This window comes from Geodermatophilus sp. SYSU D01180 (genome assembly GCF_054050415.1).
This window is the reverse complement of the sequence record NZ_JBJGZH010000030.1, coordinates 12,315-32,912: the sequence shown is the minus strand read 5'-3', so window position 1 is coordinate 32,912 and position 20,598 is coordinate 12,315. Positions and strand designations below refer to the sequence as shown.

The 20,598-nt window shown below is 76.3% G+C and carries 20 protein-coding genes; 14 read left to right on the top strand and 6 right to left on the bottom strand.

From position 1 onward, the window contains the following. Position 1 precedes the first annotated feature (1 nt). The 8 genes from ACI8AA_RS20605 to ACI8AA_RS20570 all read left to right on the top strand — a co-directional run bounded on the left by ACI8AA_RS20605 (position 2) and on the right by ACI8AA_RS20570 (position 5,744). Positions 2-448, top strand: coding sequence for a chemotaxis protein CheW (locus tag ACI8AA_RS20605; RefSeq protein WP_457046236.1), 447 nt, complete (start codon positions 2-4; stop codon positions 446-448). Between the two features lie 225 nt (positions 449-673). Further along, positions 674-1,567 carry a hypothetical protein gene (locus ACI8AA_RS20600; RefSeq protein WP_457046235.1) on the top strand — a complete coding sequence of 298 codons (894 nt, stop codon included), beginning with the start codon at positions 674-676 and terminating at the stop codon, positions 1,565-1,567. Between the two features lie 483 nt (positions 1,568-2,050). After that, the gene (locus ACI8AA_RS20595) at positions 2,051-3,172 is read left to right on the top strand and encodes a protein-glutamate methylesterase/protein-glutamine glutaminase (RefSeq protein ID WP_457046234.1); all 1,122 of its coding nucleotides are present in this window, start codon (positions 2,051-2,053) and stop codon (positions 3,170-3,172) included. After that, entirely contained in the window at positions 3,169-3,993 is an 825-nt protein-coding gene (locus ACI8AA_RS20590; protein WP_457046233.1) for a CheR family methyltransferase, read from the top strand. Before ACI8AA_RS20595 ends, ACI8AA_RS20590 begins: the two co-directional genes overlap by 4 nt. Further along, positions 3,990-4,379 (top strand): response regulator, encoded by a 390-nt coding sequence (locus ACI8AA_RS20585; RefSeq protein WP_456902936.1) that lies wholly within the window; start codon positions 3,990-3,992, stop codon positions 4,377-4,379. The genes ACI8AA_RS20590 and ACI8AA_RS20585 overlap by 4 nt, the downstream gene beginning before the upstream one ends. Then, positions 4,376-4,894, top strand: coding sequence for a chemotaxis protein CheX (locus ACI8AA_RS20580; RefSeq protein ID WP_457046232.1), 519 nt, complete (start codon positions 4,376-4,378; stop codon positions 4,892-4,894). Before ACI8AA_RS20585 ends, ACI8AA_RS20580 begins: the two co-directional genes overlap by 4 nt. Further along, complete coding sequence (locus ACI8AA_RS20575) at positions 4,891-5,253, top strand: response regulator (protein ID WP_457046231.1); 363 nt, start codon at positions 4,891-4,893, stop codon at positions 5,251-5,253. Before ACI8AA_RS20580 ends, ACI8AA_RS20575 begins: the two co-directional genes overlap by 4 nt. After that, the gene (locus ACI8AA_RS20570) at positions 5,250-5,744 is read left to right on the top strand and encodes a hypothetical protein (RefSeq protein ID WP_387991877.1); all 495 of its coding nucleotides are present in this window, start codon (positions 5,250-5,252) and stop codon (positions 5,742-5,744) included. Before ACI8AA_RS20575 ends, ACI8AA_RS20570 begins: the two co-directional genes overlap by 4 nt. A gap of 94 nt (positions 5,745-5,838) precedes the next feature. Here the strand turns inward: ACI8AA_RS20570 and ACI8AA_RS20565 are convergent, their stop codons facing one another. Further along, on the bottom strand, positions 5,839-6,297 hold the full coding sequence (locus tag ACI8AA_RS20565; protein WP_457046230.1) for an ATP-binding protein: 459 nt from the start codon (positions 6,295-6,297) through the stop codon (positions 5,839-5,841). A 248-nt stretch (positions 6,298-6,545) separates the two neighbouring features. On the opposite strand from ACI8AA_RS20565, the gene ACI8AA_RS20560 reads away from it, so the two are divergent. Then, complete coding sequence (locus tag ACI8AA_RS20560) at positions 6,546-8,318, top strand: SpoIIE family protein phosphatase (RefSeq protein ID WP_457046229.1); 1,773 nt, start codon at positions 6,546-6,548, stop codon at positions 8,316-8,318. Here the strand turns inward: ACI8AA_RS20560 and ACI8AA_RS20555 are convergent, their stop codons facing one another. Further along, positions 8,319-9,242, bottom strand: a complete 924-nt coding sequence (locus tag ACI8AA_RS20555; protein ID WP_457046228.1) for an alpha/beta fold hydrolase — start codon at positions 9,240-9,242, stop codon at positions 8,319-8,321. Between the two features lie 17 nt (positions 9,243-9,259). Further along, entirely contained in the window at positions 9,260-10,027 is a 768-nt protein-coding gene (locus ACI8AA_RS20550) for a ZIP family metal transporter (protein ID WP_457046227.1), read from the bottom strand. A gap of 135 nt (positions 10,028-10,162) precedes the next feature. Between ACI8AA_RS20550 and ACI8AA_RS20545 the strand changes: the two genes are divergently transcribed. Next, positions 10,163-10,975 carry an alpha/beta fold hydrolase gene (locus ACI8AA_RS20545; RefSeq protein WP_457046226.1) on the top strand — a complete coding sequence of 271 codons (813 nt, stop codon included), beginning with the start codon at positions 10,163-10,165 and terminating at the stop codon, positions 10,973-10,975. A 9-nt stretch (positions 10,976-10,984) separates the two neighbouring features. Here ACI8AA_RS20545 and ACI8AA_RS20540 read toward each other — a convergent pair whose 3' ends face one another. Both ACI8AA_RS20540 and ACI8AA_RS20535 read right to left on the bottom strand, forming a co-directional pair. Then, complete coding sequence (locus ACI8AA_RS20540) at positions 10,985-12,172, bottom strand: AAA family ATPase (protein WP_457046225.1); 1,188 nt, start codon at positions 12,170-12,172, stop codon at positions 10,985-10,987. 54 nt (positions 12,173-12,226) lie between these two features. Further along, positions 12,227-12,826 carry a TetR/AcrR family transcriptional regulator gene (locus ACI8AA_RS20535; RefSeq protein ID WP_457046224.1) on the bottom strand — a complete coding sequence of 200 codons (600 nt, stop codon included), beginning with the start codon at positions 12,824-12,826 and terminating at the stop codon, positions 12,227-12,229. A 72-nt stretch (positions 12,827-12,898) separates the two neighbouring features. On the opposite strand from ACI8AA_RS20535, the gene ACI8AA_RS20530 reads away from it, so the two are divergent. Further along, the gene (locus ACI8AA_RS20530) at positions 12,899-13,615 is read left to right on the top strand and encodes a GAP family protein (protein ID WP_457046223.1); all 717 of its coding nucleotides are present in this window, start codon (positions 12,899-12,901) and stop codon (positions 13,613-13,615) included. Between the two features lie 52 nt (positions 13,616-13,667). Next, positions 13,668-14,075: a nuclear transport factor 2 family protein gene (locus ACI8AA_RS20525; RefSeq protein ID WP_457046222.1), complete on the top strand. Its 408-nt coding sequence runs from the start codon at positions 13,668-13,670 to the stop codon at positions 14,073-14,075. Positions 14,076-14,082: 7 nt separating this feature from the next. Here ACI8AA_RS20525 and ACI8AA_RS20520 read toward each other — a convergent pair whose 3' ends face one another. Beyond that, complete coding sequence (locus tag ACI8AA_RS20520; protein ID WP_457046221.1) at positions 14,083-15,033, bottom strand: chemotaxis protein CheB; 951 nt, start codon at positions 15,031-15,033, stop codon at positions 14,083-14,085. Positions 15,034-15,181: 148 nt separating this feature from the next. Between ACI8AA_RS20520 and ACI8AA_RS20515 the strand changes: the two genes are divergently transcribed. Both ACI8AA_RS20515 and ACI8AA_RS20510 read left to right on the top strand, forming a co-directional pair. Next, positions 15,182-15,547, top strand: a complete 366-nt coding sequence (locus ACI8AA_RS20515) for a phage holin family protein (RefSeq protein ID WP_457046220.1) — start codon at positions 15,182-15,184, stop codon at positions 15,545-15,547. A 124-nt stretch (positions 15,548-15,671) separates the two neighbouring features. Continuing rightward, entirely contained in the window at positions 15,672-20,564 is a 4,893-nt protein-coding gene (locus tag ACI8AA_RS20510) for an NAD-glutamate dehydrogenase (RefSeq protein ID WP_457046219.1), read from the top strand. The last annotated feature ends 34 nt before the right edge of the window (positions 20,565-20,598 follow it).

Here is a 20,598-nt window from a genome sequence, read left to right as displayed (position 1 = left end):
CGTGACCACCGAGACCGCCACCCGCGCCACCAGCGGGCAGCTGGCCACCTTCCGGCTCGACGGCGACCTGTACGGCGTCGAGGTCGAGCACGTGCAGGAGGTGCTGCGCAGCCAGAAGCTCACCCGGGTGCCGCTGGCGCCGCCGGCCGTCGCCGGGCTGATCAACCTGCGCGGCCAGGTGGTCACCGCCATCGAGCTGCGCGAGCGGCTGGGCCGCCCGCCGCGGCCGGCCGGCACCGACGCCGTCGTCATCGTGGTGCGGCTGCACGGCGAGGCGGTGAGCCTGCTGGTCGACTCGATCGCCGACGTCGTCGACGTCGACGCGACCGACTTCGAGGCCCCGCCGGACACCCTCGACGGGCAGGCCCGCGAGCTCATCCGCGGCGCCTACAAGCTCGACGGGCAGCTGCTGCTCGCCCTCGACGTGCAGAAGGCCGTCGGCGCCTGAAGAAGGGCCCCTGCCCCCACCGCTCGTGAGCTCGCGGTGGGACCCTGCAGGGAGCCCGCCTCCGGTGACCCTGCGTCACCTCCAAGTCACCTGAGGGAGCCCGACACGCGGCCGTCACCCCTCGCCCCTCCGGCGATCGGGTGACGGCCGCGTGGCGTTGCGGGGTGATCACCGCGAGCATGGGCTGACCGCCTGCTCCACGGCGGTGCCGTCGGAGGGGGAGACGTGCCGTACTCGCTGGTCAGTGCCGCGACGCTCGGGTTCGACCTGGTGCGGCTGCCCGCCGGCCGCGCGGTCGCCGACGTGCTGCTCACCGGGCTCACCGCCGGCCCCGCCGAGCTCACCGCGCTCGCCGCCGGCGCCCGCTCCCGCGGCGCCGACCGCGACCAGCGCACCGTCCTGGCCGTGCGCGCCCGCCGCGCCCGCGAGCTCGCCGCCGCGGTGCCCCAGCTGCGCTCCGTGTCGCCGGAGCCGGGGGAGGACCGCGCCGCCGTCCTGGTCGCCCAGCTCGAGCGCGGCACCATCGGCAACGCCGCCGCCCTGGAGCGGCTGCTGCGCGAGGACGTCCTCGGACCCGAGCACGGGGCGTTCACCCAGGCCGACGACGACGTCCGCGAGCAGGCCGCCGAGGTCCTCGCCGACGCCGCGGTGGGGGAGTGGGCTGCCGACGTGCTGCCCCGGCTGGTCCGCCGCGAGCTGGTGGCGCCGTTCACCGCCGTCGTCCCGGACGCCGCCACCCGCGGTGCCGACGCCGACCTCGGCCCGGCCACCCCCGAGCTGAGCTCGCTGCTGGCCACCTTCGCCGGCCTGGACGCCCGCGGCCGCGAGCGCTGGCGGGCCGCCGTCGACGAGGGCCGCGCCACCCAGCGCCCGTGGGCGGCCGCCATGCACGAGGCCGCGTGGGCCGCGCACGTCTCCGGCCGCACCCGGACGCTCGCCACCGCCCAGCTGCTCGCCGTCCGCGCGTTCGCCGACGGCGGCCTCGACGCCCACGACGGCGCCACGGGCTCGTGGAACGCCCTCGCCGGCGTCGTCCAGGCGCTGACGATGGGCGACCTGCTCGACTCCAGCGCCCTGGGCGTGCTGCTCACGCCCTGGCACCGCGCCACCGGCCGCTGACCCCCGGGCGGCCGCCCGCGTCCTCGTTGATCATCGGCTGTGTGCACGGGACACGGGCCGGCACGCCGCCCGCGCGTACACGCATCCGATGATCGACACAGGGGACAGGCTCGTCCGTTGGTGATCATCGCGTTCTTGCCGCCGGCACGGCATGACATGGCGCGACGTGCGGCAACGAGCCGGTGATCGACCTGCGGCACTCCTGATCCGCGCAGGTCAGCGCGATGCGCACCCGACGGGCGGCCGTGCGGGCGGGTCGACATGTCCCCGCGGGCCTCCTGGTCACCGCACGACCCGTAACGGTTGCGCGGCCCGCGTCAACCCGGCGGGCGGGGCGGCCGACAACTCCTGGGACAGGCGATGCGGGTGGGACGCCCGAGGACGTTCCGGAACAGCGCCGGAGCTGACCTTGAGGCCCCCCGCCGTGCTGCCGAGACCCCGACGACGGCCCCGCCGGCCGTCGCCGCTGGAGCAGGAGGACGTGTGGACCCGATCCGCGTGCTGGTGGTCGACGACTCGGTCGTCGTCCGCAAGATCGTGACCGACGTGCTGTCCTCCGACCCCGCCATCGAGGTCGTCGGCACGGCGGTCAACGGCAAGCTCGCGCTGACCAAGCTCGACACGCTCAAGCCCGACCTGGTCACGATGGACGTCGAGATGCCGGAGATGAACGGCATCGAGGCGGTCCGCGCCATCCGCGCCCGCCGCAACCGCGTGCCGATCGTCATGTTCAGCACGCTCACCGAGCGCGGCGCCTCGGCGACCCTCGACGCCCTGTCCGCCGGCGCCAACGACTACGTGACCAAGCCGGCCAACGTCGGCAGCGTCGCGCAGTCGATGGAGAGCGTCCGCGAGCAGCTCATCCCGAAGATCAAGGCCCTCACCGGGCGCCCGGTCGGCCTCGGCGCGGCCCGCCCCGTGACGGCCCCGGTCGCCCCCCGCCCGCCCGCGCCGCGCAGCACGCCGCACAAGGCGCCCGCGGTGCTGGTCATCGGCTCCTCCACCGGCGGCCCCGAGGCGCTGGCCAAGGTCCTCCCCGCGTTGCCGGCCACCCTCCCGGTGCCGGTCCTGCTCGTGCAGCACATGCCGCCGGTCTTCACCCGCCAGTTCGCCCAGCGGCTGGACCGCCTCTCCGCGCTGCGCGTCGTGGAGGCCGCCGACGGCTCGCCGCTGCTGCCCGGCACCGTCCACCTGGCGCCCGGCGACCACCACCTCACCGTGCGCGGCACCGGCCGCGGCGCGACGACGGTGCTGTCGCAGGGCCCGCCGGAGAACTTCTGCCGCCCCGCCGTCGACCCGCTGTTCCGGACCGCGGTGACCGCCTACGACGGCGCCGTCCTCGCCGTGGTGCTGACCGGCATGGGCTCCGACGGCCGCAGCGGCGCGAGCGCCGTCCGCGACGCCGGCGGCACCGTCGTCGTCCAGGACCAGGCCACCTCGGTCGTGTGGGGGATGCCCGGCGCCGTGGCCTCCGCCGGTCTCGCCGACGAGGTCCTCCCGCTCGACCGCGTCGCCGAGGCGATCACCCGCCACCTCGGCCGCGCCGTCCCCGGCACCCCGCCGCAGCCCGCCCCCCTGATCCACGCGACGGGAGCACTCCGATGACCCTCACCGCCACCCGCTTCGACTGGGTGCGCCAACTGGTGCACCGGGAGAGCGCGATCGTCCTCGCGCCGGGCAAGGAGTACCTCGTCGAGGCCCGCCTGCTGCCCCTGGCCCGCAAGATGGGCCTGACCGACGTCGACGCCTTCGTCGACTCCGTCCGGAGCCGTCCGCGCCCGGACGACACCCGCTCGATCGTCGAGGCGCTCACCACCAACGAGACCTCGTGGTTCCGCGACGGCGACCCGTTCACCGCCCTGACCTCGACCGTGCTGCCCGCGCTGCTGTCCGCCCGCGGTCCCGCCGAGCGGCTGCAGGTCTGGTCGGCCGCCTGCTCCAGCGGCCAGGAGCCCTACACGGTCGCGATGCTGCTCGAGGACGCGCTGCCGAACGCGGCGTCGCGGGTCTCGATCACCGCCACCGACATCTCCCGCGAGATGGTCGAGCGCACCCGTGCCGGCCGGTTCAGCCAGCTCGAGGTCAACCGCGGCCTGCCCGCGCCGATGCTGGTCCGCCACTTCCAGCGGGCCGGCAGCGAGTGGGAGGTCGCCCCGAGCCTGCGTCGCATGGTCACCGCCCGCGAGTGCAACCTGGCCGCCCCGCTGCCGCGGATGGGCCCGTTCGACGTCGTCTACCTGCGCAACGTGCTCATCTACTTCGACCTGCCCACCAAGCAGGCGATCCTCCGCCGGGTGCGGGAGCTCATGCGCCCCGACGGCTGGCTGTTCCTCGGTGCCGCCGAGACCACCCTCGGCGTCGACGACTCCTGGAGCCGGGTCGTGCTCGGCCGCAGCTCCGCCTACCGCCCGCTGAAGGGGGCATGACCGTGCGCGCTCTGGTGATCGACGACTCCCGCGCCATGCGGCGCATCGTGACCGGGACCCTCGAGGGGTTCGGCTACGAGACCCGGCAGGCCGGCCACGGCCAGGAGGCGCTCGACGTCCTCCACGAGGGCTGGGTGCCCGACCTCTGCACCATCGACTGGAACATGCCGGTGATGGACGGCCTGCAGTTCGTCAACGCCGTCCGCGCCAACCCGGCCTGGCGCGCGGTGACGCTGATGATGGTCACCTCCGAGAGCGAGCACGGCCAGATCGTGCGCGCGCTGGCCGCCGGCGCCCACGAGTACGTGATCAAGCCGTTCACCGCCGACGCCATCCGCGACAAGCTCGCGCTGCTCGGCCTGCTCCCGCAGGAGGTCTCGCTGTGAACCGTCCGGACACCGGGCTGCGCCGCCGCGCGTCCGACCGCCCGCCGGCGGTCCACGAGCTGATCGACGAGGCGACGGTCCAGGAGATCACCGGGCAGGCGTGGCTCGCGCTGGTCGGCGAGGACGAGGTGCTCGTGCCGCTGCCGGCCCCGCTGCCCGCGGACACGCTGAGCGCCTGGGTCGAGATCGTCGGGCCGTGGACCGGCGCCGTCGTGCTCACCTGCGGCCGCGGGACGGCGCTGGAGCTGACCCGGGCCCTGCTGCGCGAGCACGCCCCCGCGGTGCTCGAGGACGAGGACGTCGACGACGCGCTGGGCGAGCTCGCCAACGTCGTCGGCGGGAACGTCAAGGCCGTCCTCCCCGGCCCGTCGGTGCTCGGCCTGCCCGGGACCGGCGCCACCCCGCCTGCCGGCCGCGAGGCCGACACCTGCCGCGTCGCCGTCCTGTGGCGCGGCGAGCCCCTGACCATCTCCGTGCAGTCGCACGCCGAGGAAGAGAACGAGGTGCCCCTGTGAAGATCCTGGTCGCCGACGACAGCCGCGTCATGCGGCAGATCGTCATCCGCACCCTGCGGCAGGCCGGCTACGACGACCACGACATCGTCGAGGCCGAGGACGGCCGCGACGCCTACGACAAGGTGCAGAGCGAGAGCCCGGACCTGGTCCTGTCGGACTGGAACATGCCGAACATGACCGGCCTGGAGTGTCTGCAGGCGCTGCGCGGCTCGGGCTCGACCGTGCCGTTCGGCTTCGTCACCTCGGAGGGGTCGGCGGAGATGCGGGAGAAGGCCGCCGACGCCGGCGCGCTGTTCCTCATCGCCAAGCCGTTCACCGCGGACACCTTCACCGAGCACCTCGACGGGGTGCTCGCGTGACCGCGCCGCTGACCGTCGTCCTGCCCGACGCCAAGGCCGTCAAGGACATGCTGTCCGGCCTCGTCGGCAAGCCCGTCGCGGTGACGCCGGGCGCCCCGGTGACGCCGACCGAGAAGGACCCCGTCTCGGTGGCCGTCTACGTCAGCCCGACGATGGCCGTCAACGCGCTGTGCGTCATGGACCTGCCGCTGTCGGCCTGGACCGGCGGCGCGCTGGCCCTGCTGCCCCCCGGCGGCGTCCAGGACGTCGTCGAGGAGGACGGCGAGCTCACCGCGATGCTCACCGAGGCGCTGCACGAGGTCGTCAACGTGCTCTCCGCGCTGTTCAACGTGCCCGGTGCCCCGCACTCGAAGCTGTACCAGCTGTACGCGCCGGGCGACGACCTGCCGGGCGACGTCGCCGGCATGCTCGCCGCCTTCAACCGGCTCGACCTCGCCGTCGAGGTCCCCGGCTACGGCAAGGGCCGGCTCTCGCTGGTCGTCCCCTCCTGAGACGACGGGCGTTCCCGGCCGGGAGCGCCCGTACAGGTCGCCCCGGGGCGGCGCAGGGACTCTCGTCCCCGCCGCCCCGGGCGCGTTCACGTCCTCAGGACGCGGTGGCCGCGCACTCCTCGAAGGTCGTCGGCAGGCAGGCCCACACGTGCTTGCAGCCGTCGTCGACGTACCAGCCGTGGGCCACCGACAGCCGCGCCACCAGGTAGAGGCCCAGCCCGCCCTGCGCGGGGTCCCGGCCGACCGCCGGCGCGGGCATGGTGTCGGGGTCGCGGTCGCTCACGTCGAGCAGCCAGCCGCCGGAGCCGGCCACCACGGTCGCGACGACCGGCGAGACGCCGTGCCGCAGCGCGTTGGAGGCCAGCTCGTCGAAGGCCAGGATCATCCGGTCGGCCGCCGGGTCGTCGTCGTCGCGCGGGAAGCCGACGCTGCTGAGGTGGTCGCGGAGCCCGGCCCGGGCGGCGGGCAGCTCGGCGAGGCCCCCCAGGTCCCGGCGCCACAGCTCGCCGCGCCCGTCGGGCAGCGGGCGCAGCGGCCAGGTCAGTCGGCCCATGACCTCTTCTCCGTCGTCGTCCTCGTTCTCGGACGAGGAATCGGTGCCCAGCCGGCCGGCGGCCCAACCCTGCCGGCGCCACCTGCCTCGGCGGGGTGAGCCGGATCTCGGCTCAGCCCACCCCGGCGCGCACCGCGAGCAGCGCGACGTCGTCCTCGGGCGGGCTGCCCACGGGTCCGCGCCGGACCGGTCCCCACGACGAGGGACCGCAGGCGGGCCGGCCGTCCGGGATGCGGCAGCATGGCCCCATGACCCCGGACGGCGCCGCCCCGCCGCCCCGTGACCTGCTCGTCCAGGCCGTGGAGGGCATGGACCGGCCGCTGTTGGTCCTCGACGACGGCTGGCGGTTCCGCTACGTCAACCCGGCCGGGGCCGCGGTGCTCGAGCACACCGTCGCCGGGCTGCAGGGCCGGGGCATCTGGGAGGTGTTCCCGGAGGCGGTCGGGGGACCGTTCGAGGAGCTGTACCGGCACGTCCGCGAGACCGGCGAGTCCGGGTCCACCGAGGCGTTCTTCGCCCCGCTGGGGAGGTGGTTCCGCGCCGACGCGTTCCTCACCGGGGCCGGCCTGGTGGTCACCTACGACGACGTCACGCAGCGCCGGCGTACGGAGGAGGAGCGCGCGGCGGCCGTCGCGGCCCGCGAGACCGCCGCCGCGGAGGCGGCCGCGGCCGCGGCGCGGGCCGAGGCGTCGGCCCGCCACCTGGTGCTGCTCGGCGACATCAGCCAGGCGATGACGTCGACCACCGACGTCGACGAGGCCGTCGCCCGGTTCGCGGACCTGGTCGTGCCGCTGCTGGCTGACTGGTGCCTGGTCAGCGTCGTCGACCCCGACGGCACCCGCCGCGACGTCGGCCGCGCGCACAGCGACCCGGCGATGGTCCCGGCCATGCACCGCTACGCCGACCTGCGGGTGCGCAGCAACCGGCCCACCGCGCCGGTGCCCACGGCACTGGCCAGCGGACGGCCGGTGGTCCTCCCGCAGGTCACCGACGACGACGTCCGCGTCATGGTCGCCGACGACGCCAGCCGCGAGGCGCTGGCGGCGCTGCGGGTGTCCGCCGTCGCCACCTTCCCGCTGCTCGCCCGCGGCGAGGTGTTCGGCGCGTTCACCCTCGTCAACGGCCCCGGGCGGGGCCCGCACACCGACGTCGAGCTGCGGACCGCGGAGATCGCCTCCCGGCGGGCCGCGCTGGCCCTGGACAACGCCCGGCTGGCCAGCGCCGCCCAGCAGGTGGCCGAGCGGATGCAGCACAGCCTGCTGTCCCCGCCGGTGCAGCCCGACCGCCTCGAGCTCGCCGTCCGCTACCGGCCCGCCACCCGCGGGGTGTCCATCGGCGGCGACTGGTACGACGCGTTCCTCCAGCCCGACGGCGACACCGTGCTGGTGATCGGCGACGTCATGGGCCACGACATCGAGGCCGCCGCGGCCATGGGTCAGGTCAAGACGCTGGTCCGCGCGATCGCCTTCGACCGGCTGGAGGAGCCCGCCGGGGTGCTGCGGCGGGTCGACCACGCCCTGGTCGGCCTCGCCGTGCCCGCGATGGCCACCGCGCTGGTGTGCCGGGTCGAGCAGACCCCCGCCGAGGCGGCCGTGGGGCTGCGCCGGCTGCGCTGGGCCACGGCCGGCCACCCCGAGCCGATGCTGCTGCTGCCCGACGGGACCGTCCGCGACCTGTCCGCGCCGGTCGGCCCGCCGCTGGGGATCGGCTGGCGCGGCCCGCGCGCCGACGGGCACGACGTCATCCCGCCGGGCAGCACGCTGCTGCTGTTCACCGACGGGCTGTTCGAGCGGCGCGGCGTGCCTCTGGACGAGAGCCGCGAGGAGCTGCGCCGGCTGGTCGAGGCCGCGGCCGGCTCCTCGCTGGCCGACCTGTGCGACGGGCTGCTGGCCAGCATGCTCGGCGAGGGCGCCGAGGACGACGTCGCGGTGCTCGCCGTCCGGGCGCACCCGGTGGGCGGGGAGCGCCCGGCCGAGGCCGGGCCCGAGGTGCTGCCCCCGCTGCTCGGCCACCCCGCCTGATCAGACGCGGGCGGCGGCCGCCCGCACCTCGTCCGCGATCGCCGCGACGCCCTCCTCGGCCCACAGCACCGAGTAGTGGTTGGTGCCGGGCACCTCGCGCGCGGTGATGCCGGCCGCCCCCAGCCCGAGCGAGGCCAGGCGGACATCGTCGTAGAGGCCGGGCGTCTGGTCGAGCAGGCCGCGCGTGGCCCACAGCAGCGTCGCGGGCACCGGCAGGGCGGTGGTGGCCTCCAGCACGCGCTCGTTGAGCAGCACGTCCCCGCCGTCCACGCGGACCGCCTCGGGCACGCAGGCGCTGCGCAGCGGCGGGCCGCCGGGGGCGAGGTCGCGGGCGAGGTAGGCGGCCACCGAGGGCACGTCCACCCACGGGCCGACGGCGGGGTGTCGCGCCCAGAACGCGCGGACGGCGGCGAGGTCGGGGAACGACGTCGACAGTCGGTCCAGCGACGGACCGAGGACGGCGGCGAGCATCGCGTCGACGTCGGCGCCCGGGGGCTGGGCGAGGGCCGGCCCGCCGTCGACCAGGACCAGGCCGTGCACCTCGTCGCGCGCCGGGCCGGCCGCGGCCATCGCGGCGACGAACGCGCCCATCGAGTGGCCGACGAGCACGGCGGCGTCGGCCCCCGCGTCGTCGTCGGCGCCGAACCGGTCGAGCAGGGTGGCGACGTCCTCGGCGTGCCGCTCGAGGCCGTAGGGGCCGGGCAGCCCGGCCGAGCCGGCCCGCCCGCGCAGGTCGGGGGCGACGACCTCGAACTCGCCGGCCAGCGCGGCCGCGACCCGAGCCCAGGCCATCGCGTTGGCGGTGATGCCGTGGACCAGCACGGCGATGGGGGAGCCGGGGGCGTCGGCGGCCCAGTGCAGGGCGGACAGCTCGCCGCCGTCGACGGGGACGCTGATCTGGACGGGGTCGCGTGCCTCTGCCACGGGCCCACCCTGCCCGCTCACGCGCCGAGCCGCTCGATCGCGAAGGCGACGAGGAACCCGGCGGTGGTGATCAGGCCGGTCCAGGTTCGGGTCCGCGCGAAGGCCTCCGGGATCATCGTGTCGGCGATCATCGTGAGGATGGCGCCGGCCGCCACGGCGGTGATGACGGCGATCGCCTCGGGCGGGGCGCTGCCCAGGGCCGCGTAGCCGACCAGCGCGGCGAGGCCGCTGGCCAGCGCGATGCCGCCCCAGACCCCGAAGACGTAGCCGGCCGACCGCCCGCCGGCCTTCATGCCGGCGGCGCTGGACAGCCCCTCGGGCACGTTGGAGATGAACACCGCCGCCAGCACCGGCGCGCTCACCGCGCCGCCGCCGAGCAGGCCGAGCCCCAGGACCACCGACTCCGGGACGCCGTCGAGCAGCGCGCCGACGGCGATCGCCGCGCCGCTGCCGCCCTGCTCGTCCTCCGACGGCTGCTGCTCGCTCCCCGCCGCGCCCGAGCGCTTGCGGTGCCGGGCGCCGCGCCGGGCCAGCGCCGCGTTCGCGGCGAGGTAGGCGACCGCGCCGCCGAGGAAGCCGACCGCGGTGGGGCCCAGCCCGCCGGTGTCGGCGGCCTCCTCCATGAGGTCGAAGGCGACGGCGGAGATGAGCACGCCCGAGCCGAACGCCATGACCGAGGCGATCACCGCCTGCGGCACGCGCACGAACCAGGCGACCAGCGCGCCGAGCACCAGGGCGGCGCCGCCCAGCAGACCCCACAGACCGGCTTCGACGACGTCGGGCACGGGCTCCTCCCTGCCCCCGGTTGCCCTCCGCAACCGTCCGGCGGAAGAAATGGCCATCTCCGCCGCGGCGGACCGGCCCGGGCCGGCGGTGCCGTCCCTACCGTTGCGGTGCGGGGGACGACTCCGGGAGGCCCCGTGTCCGGGACGACGCAGACCCTCCGCCCGCGCACCGTGACCCTCCCCGGTGGGTTGCGGCTGGAGACGGTCGAGCAGGGGGACCCCGGCGGGCCGGTCGTCGTCCTCGTCCACGGCTGGCCGGACTCGTGGTTCTCCTGGAGCCGCGTCCTCGCGCACCTGGACCCGCGACTGCACGCCGTCGCCTTCAGCCAGCGCGGGTTCGGCGGGTCCGACCACCCGCGGGCCGGCTACACGATGGACCGGCTCGCCGAGGACCTGGTGGCCCTGTGCGGCGTGGTGGGGATCGGGCGCGCGCACCTGGTGGGCCACTCCCACGGCAGCTTCGTGGTGCGGCGGGTGGCCGAGGAGCACCCCGGGCTGGTCGACCGGATGGTGCTCGTCGGCTCGGCCGACCGGGTGGGCGACCGGCTGGCCGCGGAGGTCCGGACGGCGATCGCCGACCTGCCCGACGACGTCCCCGAGGGCTTCGTGCGGGAGTTCGCCGCGAGCGCGGTGTACCGGCCGGTGGAGCCGGCGTTCTTCGACGCGCTGGTCGGGGAGGGCCGCAAGGCGCCGGGGTGGGTCTACCGGGACGCCTGGGAGGAGATGGTCGCCGTCGACGACCGCGACCGGCTCGGGGCCGTCACCGCGCCGACGCTGCTGGTGTGGGGCGACCGCGACGCGCTGTTCGACCGCGGGCAGCAGGAGCGGCTCGTGGCCGCGCTCCCCGACGCCCGGCTGCTGGTCCACGAGGGCACCGGCCACTGCCCGAACTGGGAGTGCCCGCAGGCCCTCGCCGCCGACCTGGACGCCTTCCTCCTGCCGGGCTGACGCGGGCCGCTAGTCAGGGTGGCGCAGGAGGTAGCGGCCGAAGTGGGGGACGGTGAAGGCGATCTGCCCGCGCTCGGCGGAGTAGACCAGCCCCTTTTTGATCAGTGAGTCGCGCGCCGGCGACAGCGACGCCGGCTTGCGGCCCAGGGCCGCGGCCACCTCCGACGTCGCCACGGGGGCGCCGGCGGGACCGCCCAGCTCGGCCATCGCGTGCATGTACTCGCGCTCGGCCGGGGTGGCGCGGTCATACCGGGAGCCGAAGAACCCCACCGCCAGCTCGGCCTCGGCGACCGGCGCGGCCATCGCGACGTCGTCGGCGGTGATCGGGGAGGCCGCCGCGACGTCCCAGGTGACCTTGCCGTAGGCCTGCACGAAGTACGGGTAGCCGTCGGCGGCCGCGTAGAGGGCGTCGAGGGCGGCCGGCTCGAAGGTGACCTCCTCGCGCTCGGCGGGCGCCAGCAGCGCGCGGTCGGCGGCGGGCCGGTCCAGCCGGTCGATGCGCAGGTAGCGGAACAGCCGCTCGGAGTAGCTCTTCGACGCCGACAGCACCGCCGGCAGGTGGGGGAGCCCGGCGCCGACGACGATCAACGGCGCGCCCTGCTGCGACAGCTCGTGGCAGGCCGCGCAGATGGCCGAGACGTCGGGGGCCTGCACGTCCTGCATCTCGTCGATGAACAGCGCGACGCCCTTGCCCACGTCGGCGGCCAGCCCGGCGGCGTCGCTGAGCAGCTCGACCAGGTCGATCTCCATGTCGCCGGAGTCGGCCCGGCCGGTGGTGGCGGGCACGTCGATGCCGGGCTGCCAGCGGTCGCGCAGCTTCGCGTCGGACGGGGCCAGCCGCTGGGCGAAGGCCTTGAGCGTGCCGAGGACGGCGTCCATCGACTCCTGGTCGGGGTGGCGCAGCTCCCGCAGCGCCATGTGCAGCGCGGAGGAGACCGGCCGGCGCAGCGACTGGTCCGGCCGCGCCTCGATCTTGCCGGTGCCCCAGCCGCGCCCGATCGCCGCCGACCGCAGCTGGTTGAGCAGCACCGTCTTGCCGACGCCGCGCAGCCCGGTGAGCACCAGCGACCGCTCGGGCCGGCCGCGGGCGATCCGCTCCAGGACGACGTCGAAGGCCGACAGCTCGTCGTCGCGGCCGGCGAGCTCGGGCGGGCGCTGCCCGGCGCCGGGGGCGTAGGGGTTCCGGACGGGGTCCACGTCGAGCACCGTATGGCCCCGTCTAGCCCCCGCCGTAGAGATCGGTAGAACCGGCTAGGGCGTGTCGGCCAGGGAACGCAGGTGTGCCGCGAGCACCTCCCGGGCCCGATCCGGCGGGAGCGCGGACGGGCGGGTGGCGGCGTGCACGGCCAGGCCGTCGAGGACGGCGTACAGCCGCTCGGCCTCCAGGTCGGGGTCCAGGCCGGTGCGCGCCTCCCCGGCCGCGACCAGCGCGTGTACGGCCCGGGCGCAGAAGGCGCGCAGGTCGGCGGCCGACCGGTCGCGCAGCTCCGCCAGGCGGGGGTCGACCAGGGCCCGCGCGGTGAGCGCCAGCCAGACCTCTGTCTCCGCCCGCCGCTCCTCGTCGAGGGGGAGGGTCTCCTCCAGCACCCGCAGCAGGGTCGGCACCAGGGGCCCGCCGGCGGCCGCGACCGCCTCCGCCCGTTCCCGGGCGCGCTCGATCACCAGGGTCATCGTGAAGTGCAGGAGCTCGTCCTGGGTGGCGAACCAGTGCCGCAGCGAGCCCATCGACGTGCCGGCCTCCCGGGCGACGTTGCGCACCGACGCGCCCGAGACGCCGTCCCGCCGGATCACCCGCCAGACGGCCTCGGCGAGGTGCCTCCGGCGCGCGTCGGCGTCCACGGTCCTGGGCACGGCCTCGTTCTAGCACACGTGTGCTACGTTGTCTTGGCAGCACGAGTGTGCTGCCAAGACACCGGAGGGGCCGTGGACGTCACCCTGCTGCTGCCGCTGGCGGGCCTGGCCCTCGTGGACAGCACCAGCGTCGGCACGCTCGTCCTCCCGCTGTGGCTGCTGCTGGCCCCCGGCAGGGTGCGGGTGGCCCGGGTGCTGCTCTTCCTCGGCACGGTGGCCGGCGCGTACCTGCTGCTCGGGATCGCGCTCGTCCTCGGCGCCGCGGTGGTGCTGGAACCGCTCGGCGCGGCCCTGGAGAGCACAGCCGGCCGTGTCGCCGAGCTCGTCGTGGGGGCCGTCCTGGTCCTGCTCGGGCTGACCGTGGAGCCGTGGACCCGGGAGGGCAAGGAGCGCCGGCGCGCCGCGCGGGCCGCCCGGGGGCCGGGGCGGCTGGCCCGGTGGCGCGACCGGGCCCGTGGCGACGGCCCGCCCGGTGCGGTGGTCGTCCTCGCTCTCACCGCGGTGGGGATCGAGGCGGCCTCGATGGTGCCCTACCTCGCCGCGATCGCCCTGCTCGTGACGGCGGCACCGGGTCCGGCGGCGACGGTGGCCCTGCTCGCCGGCTACTGCCTGCTCATGGTCCTGCCGGCGCTGGTCCTGCTGACCCTCCGCACAGCGCTGCACGACCGGCTCACGCCCGCCCTGGCCCGGATGGAGGGCTGGCTGTCGCGCACCTCGGGTGAGGTGGTGGCCTGGGTGCTGTTCCTGCTCGGCGTCTGGCTGGTCACCGACGCCCTGCCGCTCACCTGACGGCGTCGCCGGGGCTGGACGCCCGGCACCGGGGCGGGCCAGGGTCGGGCGCATGGCGACCCACACGGAGACCCACACGGAGACCCACACGGAGACCGAGGTGCAGACCGAGCTCCTCACCCTGGAGCGGCGGGGCTGGGACGCCCTGTGCGACGCGACCGGCGGGGACTTCTACGGCGAGGTGATGGCCGACGACGGCCTGATGGTGCTCGCGGACGGGACGGTGATGGACCGCGCCGCCGTCGTCGCCGCCCTGGGCGCCTCGCCGCCGTGGCTGCGCTACGAGCTCGACGACGTCCGGCTGGTCCGCGCCGGCGCGGACGCGGCGGCGCTGGTCTACACCGGCCGCGCCTGGCGGCACGAGCAGGGACCTCCGTTCACCGGGGTGATGAGCAGCCTGTACGTCCGCGACGGCGACCGCTGGCGGCTCGCCCTGTACACGCAGACGCCGGCGGGCTGACCGCGGCTCAGCCGCCGTCGGCCTCGCCGCGGACCTGGGCGGCCCGTGCCTCGGCCCGCTCGGCCGCGCGCAGGTGCTCGTCCCTGCCGGCGGTGTCGAGCTCGGCCAGGCGGCGGTGCACCGACGCGATCTCCAGCAGCTTCGACGCGGCGTTGTAGACCGCTCCCTCGACGGCCTGGCGCTGCGCCTCGAGCAGGCTCTGCGCCGACCACGCGTGCCCGACGTGGCAGGTCCAGCTCACCGAGCCGTCGGCCGTCCTCTCGAACATGCCGCCCTGGCACTCGGGACAGCCGAGGGCGGCGGGGACCCCCAGGTCGGTGACGGTCGTCGGTCCGCCGGCCATCTGCGGACTCCTCTCGTCGGACGGGGCGCCGGCGGCGGGCGCCGGAGGGGGAGGGGCGCCGACCAGCTCGGCGACCAGCGGCCCCAGCTCGGCGGCGGGGGCCGCGCGGGCGCGGCGCACGACGGCCAGCGCCGCCCGGGGCATCGCGGACACGCGCGCCTCGTCGGGGTCCTGCACCAGCACGCGCCCGTCCTGCGCCGCGACGGCGGCCGCGCCGAGGGCGCCGTCGTCGAGCGCGCCGGACAGGACGACGGCGACCACGCCCGCACCGCAGGAGACGGCGGCGCTGCGGAAGAGCACGTCGACCGCCGGCCGCTGCCGGTTGACCCGCGGTCCCCGGGTGAGGTGCACCCGGCCGTCGCGCACGACCAGGTGCCGGTCGGGAGGTGCGACGACGACCTGCCCCGGCACCAGGGCCCCGCCCTCGGTGGGGTGCCGGGCGGGCAGCGGACCGGTCCGGGACAGCAGCTCCGGCAGCCGGCTCTCGCCGGTGGGGGACAGGTGCAGGACGACGGCGACGGCGGCCGGCAGGTCGGCGGGCAGCGCCGCCAGCACCTGCCGCAGGGGGTCCACGCCCCCCGCGGACGCACCCACGACCACCAACCGGTCCACCACGGCGCACCACCTCACCGACGTGGGTGCCCACCCGGGCGCGGACGCACGCACGTCGAGGCCCCTCTACCGGTCTCTAGCGTGGACGCCAGAGACCGGTAGAACGGCGCAGAGCCAGGGGACTGCCAGGTCCGGCCACTAGCGTGGACGCGTGATCAGGTTCGCGCTCAAGGTCGTCGTCATGGCCCTGGCCTTCTACGGCCTCACGCGGCTGCTGCCGGGCATCCAGATCGACGGCAACGAGGAGGGGGCGCTCGGCATCAGCGGCACCTTCCTCTGGGTGGGGCTGCTGTTCGCCGTCGTCAACGCGGTGGCCGGGCCCGTCCTGCGGTTCCTGTCCTTCCCGGCGATCCTGCTCACCCTCGGCCTGTTCCTCCTGGTCGTGAACGCCGCGCTGCTCGGCCTCACCGCGGCGCTGTCGGACCGGCTGTCGGTCGACGGCTTCGGCACCGCGGTCCTCGGCGGGCTCGTCCTCGCCGTCGTGGGCTGGGCCGCCGACCAGCTCCTCGACCGCTGATCGAAGGACCCCGCTGCCCCCCACCGCTCGCAGGCTCGCGGCGGGCCCCTGCGAGGGGGCCGTTCCAGCACGTCACCCCGCGTCGCACTGACGAGGCGGCTCGGGCGGGTTAGCGTCGCCGGACATGAGCACCACCGGCGTGGACACCGTCGTCCCCGACCGACCGGAGGACGACGTCCCGCCGGGACTGGTCGCCCTCGAGGCCGCCAACGAGGAGAAGCGGGCCCTGCTCGCCGAGGCCGCGCGCGCCGCCGCCGACGGCGCTGACGGCGGGCCCGACCTGCCCGCCGGCTGCGGCACCGGGGACCTCCCGGCCCTGCTGCAGCGCTACTACTGGAGCGAGCCGGCCGCCGAGGTCCTCGGGCACGACCCGGCCGACCTCGCCGGGCTGGCGCTGCGCCACCTCCGGCTGGCCGGCGTCCGGGCGCAGGGCGCGGCCACCGTCGTCGTCGAGCGGCTGGCCGACGGGCGCGGGCTGCTGCTCGTCGTCACCGACGACATGCCCTTCCTCGTCGACTCCGTGACCGCCGAGGTGGTCCGGCAGGGCGTGGGGCTGCAGCACGTCGTGCACCCCGTGGTCGTCGTCCGGCGGGACGTCTCCGGCGTGCTGCGGGCCTTCTGCGACAGCCCCGGCACGGCCGTGGCGCGCTGCGGTCCCGACGCGCTGGCCGAGTCGTGGATGGCCGCCGTCCTGGACGGCCCGCTCGACGACGAGGCCGCCGGTGACCTGGTCGCCGGGCTGCGCACCGTGCTCGCCGACGTCCGCGCCGTCGACGAGGACGCCCCGCGCACCGCCGCCCGCGCGCTGGAGCTGGCCACCCGGCTGGAGGAGCGCGGCAGCGTCGACGCCGCCGACCCGGCCGACGACCCCGCCGAGGCGGCGGCCCTGCTCCGGTGGCTGGCCGACGGCAACTTCGTCTTCCTCGGCGCCCGCGAGGTCGAGGTGGGGACCGCCGTGCGCGCCGTGCCCGGGACCGGCCTGGGGGTCCTGCGCAGCGACACCGCGACGGCGCTGCCGGAGGCGGCCGGCCCGCTGGGCCCGGCGCTGCTGACCGTCACCAAGGCCGACATCCGCTCGACGGTGCACCGCCGCGCCTGGCTGGACCTGGTCGCGGTGACCGAGCCTGCCGACGGCGACCGCCCCGCCCGCCAGCACCGGCTGGTCGGGCTGTTCCCCTCCGCGACCGCGGCGGCGAACGTCCGCGACGTGCCGCTCGTGCGCCGCCGCGTCGCCGAGGTGGTCGAGGGCTCCGGCGTGCCGGCCGACAGCCACACCGGCAAGACGCTGGTCGACGTCCTGGACACCCTCCCGCGCGACGAGCTGTTCCAGGCGCCGGCCGCCGAGCTGCTGCCGGTGGCGCTGGCTGTGCTCTACCTCCAGGAGCGCCGGCAGACCCGGCTGTTCCTGCGCCGCGACCCCTACGGCCGGTTCTGGTCGGCGCTGGTCTACCTGCCGCGCGACCGCTACACGACCGAGGTCCGCCTGGCGATGCAGCAGCTGCTGCTGTCCCGCCTGGGCGGCCGGGACATCGAGTTCACCGCCCGCTCCACCGAGTCGGTGCTGGCCCGGCTGCACTTCGTCGTCCGGCTGCCGGTGGGCCGGGGCGGGACGCCGGCGCTGCCCGACGTCGACGCCGAGGCGCTGCAGCGGGAGCTCGCGGCGGTCGCCCGCAGCTGGACCGACGACCTGTCCGACGCGCTGGCCGAGCGGCACGGCGCCGACGCCGAGCAGGTGCTGGCCCGCGTCGCCGACGCCTTCCCGGCCGCCTACCAGGAGGACTTCCCGGCGACGACGGCCGTCGAGGACCTCGCCCGCCTCGACGCGCTGCCGCCCGGCGAGCTCGGCCTGCGGCTGCACCGCCCGCGCGGGGCCGACGCCGGGGAGCCGCGGCTGACCGTCTACCGGGTGGGGGAGCGGCTGCTGCTGTCCGACGTGCTGCCGGTGCTGCAGCACATGGGCGTGGACGTCGTCGACGAGCGGCCCTACGAGATCGACCGGATCGGCGCCCCGGCGGCCTGGATCTACGACTTCGGGCTCACCGCCCCCGGCGGGGAGCTGCCCTTCCCCGGCTCGCTGCCCGAGCGGTTCACCGAGGCGGTCGCCGCGGTGTGGCGCGGCGACGCCGAGGACGACGGCCTGGGCGCGCTGGTGCTGCTGGCCGGGCTCAACTGGCGGCAGGTGACGGTCGTACGCGCCTACGTGCAGTGGCTGCGCCAGGCCGGGCTGCCCTTCGGCCAGCGGTACGTGGAGACGACGCTGGCCGCCCACCCCGACGTCGTCGCGCGGCTGGTCGCGCTGTTCGAGACCCGCTTCTCGCCCGGGCGCGAGGCCGGCCGGGCCACCCGCCAGGAGGCGCTGGCCGCGTCGCTGCGCGAGGCGATCGGCCGGGTCGACACCCTCGACGCCGACCGCGTGCTCACCAGCCTGCTGGCCGCCGTCCTGGCCACCCAGCGCACCACCTACTACGCGGGCGGGCCGCTGGCGATCAAGCTCGACTGCCGCACGGTCCCCGACCTGCCCGAGCCGCGCCCGGCCCGCGAGGTGTTCGTCAGCTCCCCGCGGGTGATGGGCGTGCACCTGCGGTTCGGCGCCGTGGCCCGCGGCGGGCTGCGCTGGTCCGACCGCCGCGAGGACCTGCGCACCGAGGTCCTCGGCCTGGTCAAGGCGCAGATGGTGAAGAACACCGTCATCGTGCCCACCGGCGCGAAGGGCGGCTTCGTCGTCCGCACCCCACCGCCGGAGGGCGCCTCCCGCGAGGAGGTGCTGGCCGAGGGCCAGGCCTGCTACCGGCTGTTCATCGGCGCGCTGCTGTCGCTCACCGACGACCTGGTGGGCGGGAAGGTCGTGCCCCCGGACCGCGTGGTCCGCCACGACGGCGACGACGCCTACCTCGTCGTCGCCGCGGACAAGGGCACGGCGACCTTCTCCGACCTCGCCAACGCCGTCGCGCTCGAGCGCGGGTTCTGGCTGGGCGACGCCTTCGCCTCCGGCGGGTCGGTCGGCTACGACCACAAGGCCATGGGCATCACCGCCCGCGGCGCGTGGGAGTCGGTGACCCGCCACTTCCGCGAGCTCGGCGTGGACGTGCAGAGCCAGGAGTTCACCGTCGTCGGCGTCGGCGACATGAGCGGCGACGTCTTCGGCAACGGGATGCTGCTGTCCGAGCACATCCGGCTGGTGGCCGCCTTCGACCACCGGCACGTGTTCGTCGACCCCACCCCCGACGCCGCGACGTCGTTCGCCGAGCGCCGGCGGCTGTTCGAGCTGCCCCGCTCCTCCTGGGCCGACTACGACCCCGCGCTGATCAGCGCCGGCGGCGGCGTGTGGCCGCGGACGGCGAAGGCGATCCCGGTCAGCGAGCCGATGCGGGCCGCGCTCGGCCTCGACGCCGACGTCGACACGCTCTCCCCGGTCGAGCTGATCCGCGCGGTGCTGCTCGCCCCGGTGGACCTGCTGTTCAACGGCGGCATCGGCACCTACGTCAAGGCCGCCACCGAGAGCCACCTCGACGTCGGCGACAAGGCCAACGACGCCGTCCGGGTCGACGGCCACCAGCTGCGCGTGCGCGTGGTGGGGGAGGGCGGCAACCTCGGCCTCACTCAGCGCGGGCGGGTGGAGTACGCGCTGGCCGGCGGCCGGGTGAACACCGACGCCATCGACAACTCCGCGGGCGTGGACACCTCCGACCACGAGGTGAACATCAAGATCGCGCTCAACGAGGTGGTGGAGGCCGGCGTCCTCGACGCCGACGGCCGCGCCGCGCTGCTGGCCGACATGACCGACGAGGTCGCCGCCGCCGTCCTCACCGACAACCACGCGCAGAACGCCACGCTCGCCGTCGAGGTGAACTCCGCGCGCAGCCTGCTCGACGCGCACGAGCGGTTCATCCGGGCGCTGGAGCGGTCGGGGCGGCTGGTGCGCGCGGTCGAGGCGCTGCCCGACGACCGGGCGCTGGCCCAGCGACGCCGGGACGGGCACGCGCTGACCAGCCCCGAGCTGTCGGTGCTGCTGGCCTACGCCAAGCTCGAGGCGGGCGACGCCGTCCTCGCCTCCGACCTGCCCGACGACCCCGCCCTCGCCCGGCTGCTGAGCGACTACTTCCCGGCCCCGCTGCGCGAGCGGTTCCCCGACGCGGTCGAGGCCCACCCGCTGCGCCGGGAGATCGTGGCCACCGCGCTGACCAACCGGGCGGTCAACACCGCCGGGGTGACCGGGCTGTACCGGCTGGCCGAGGAGAGCGGGCTCGACCTCGCCGCCGTCGTCCGGGCGCACGCGGTGGCCCGCGCGGTGTTCGACGTCGACCGGCTGTGGGACGCCGTCCGGCCGCTGGACAACCGGGTGCCCGCGCCGGTGCAGGTGGAGCTGCGCACCGAGGCGACCCGGCTGGCCGAGCGGGCCGCGCGGTGGCTGCTGCGGCTGCCCGAGATCGGCGCGCACCCCCCGGTGGGGATCGCGGTCCTCACCGAGCGGTTCGCCGGCCCCGTAGCGGCGGTGCGGGCCGGCCTGCCGGGCTGGCTGCTGGGCCACGAGGCGGCCGCGTACGCGGAGCGGGCGCGGCGGCTGCAGGCCGCGGGTGTGCCGGCCGGGCTCGCGGGCGAGCTGGCGGCCGCGCCGCTGCTGCCGGTGGCCCTCGACCTGGCCGTCGTCGCCGAGCGCACCGGCGCGCCGATCGAGCTGGCCGGGCGGGTCACGGAGGAGCTGGCCGAGCGGCTGGCGCTGGTGCCGCTGCGGGAGCTCGTGACGGCGCTGCCCCGGGACCGGCGCTGGCCGTCGATGGCCCGCGCCGCGCTGCGCGACGACCTGGCCGCCGAGCAGGCCGAGCTGGCCGTCGAGGTCCTGGCCGGGCGGGGGAGCGGCGACGACGCCACCGCCCTGGTCGGGGACTGGGTGGAGGGCTGGGACCCGGCCCAGCGGCGGGCCGCGGCCCAGCTCGCCGACATCGCCGCGGGCGACCGGCACGAGCTGCCCGAGCTGCTGGTCGCCGTCCGGACCCTGCGGGGCCTGCGCCGCCGCTGACCGCGGCCTGGGAACCGGCTGTCCGGTTGCTGTG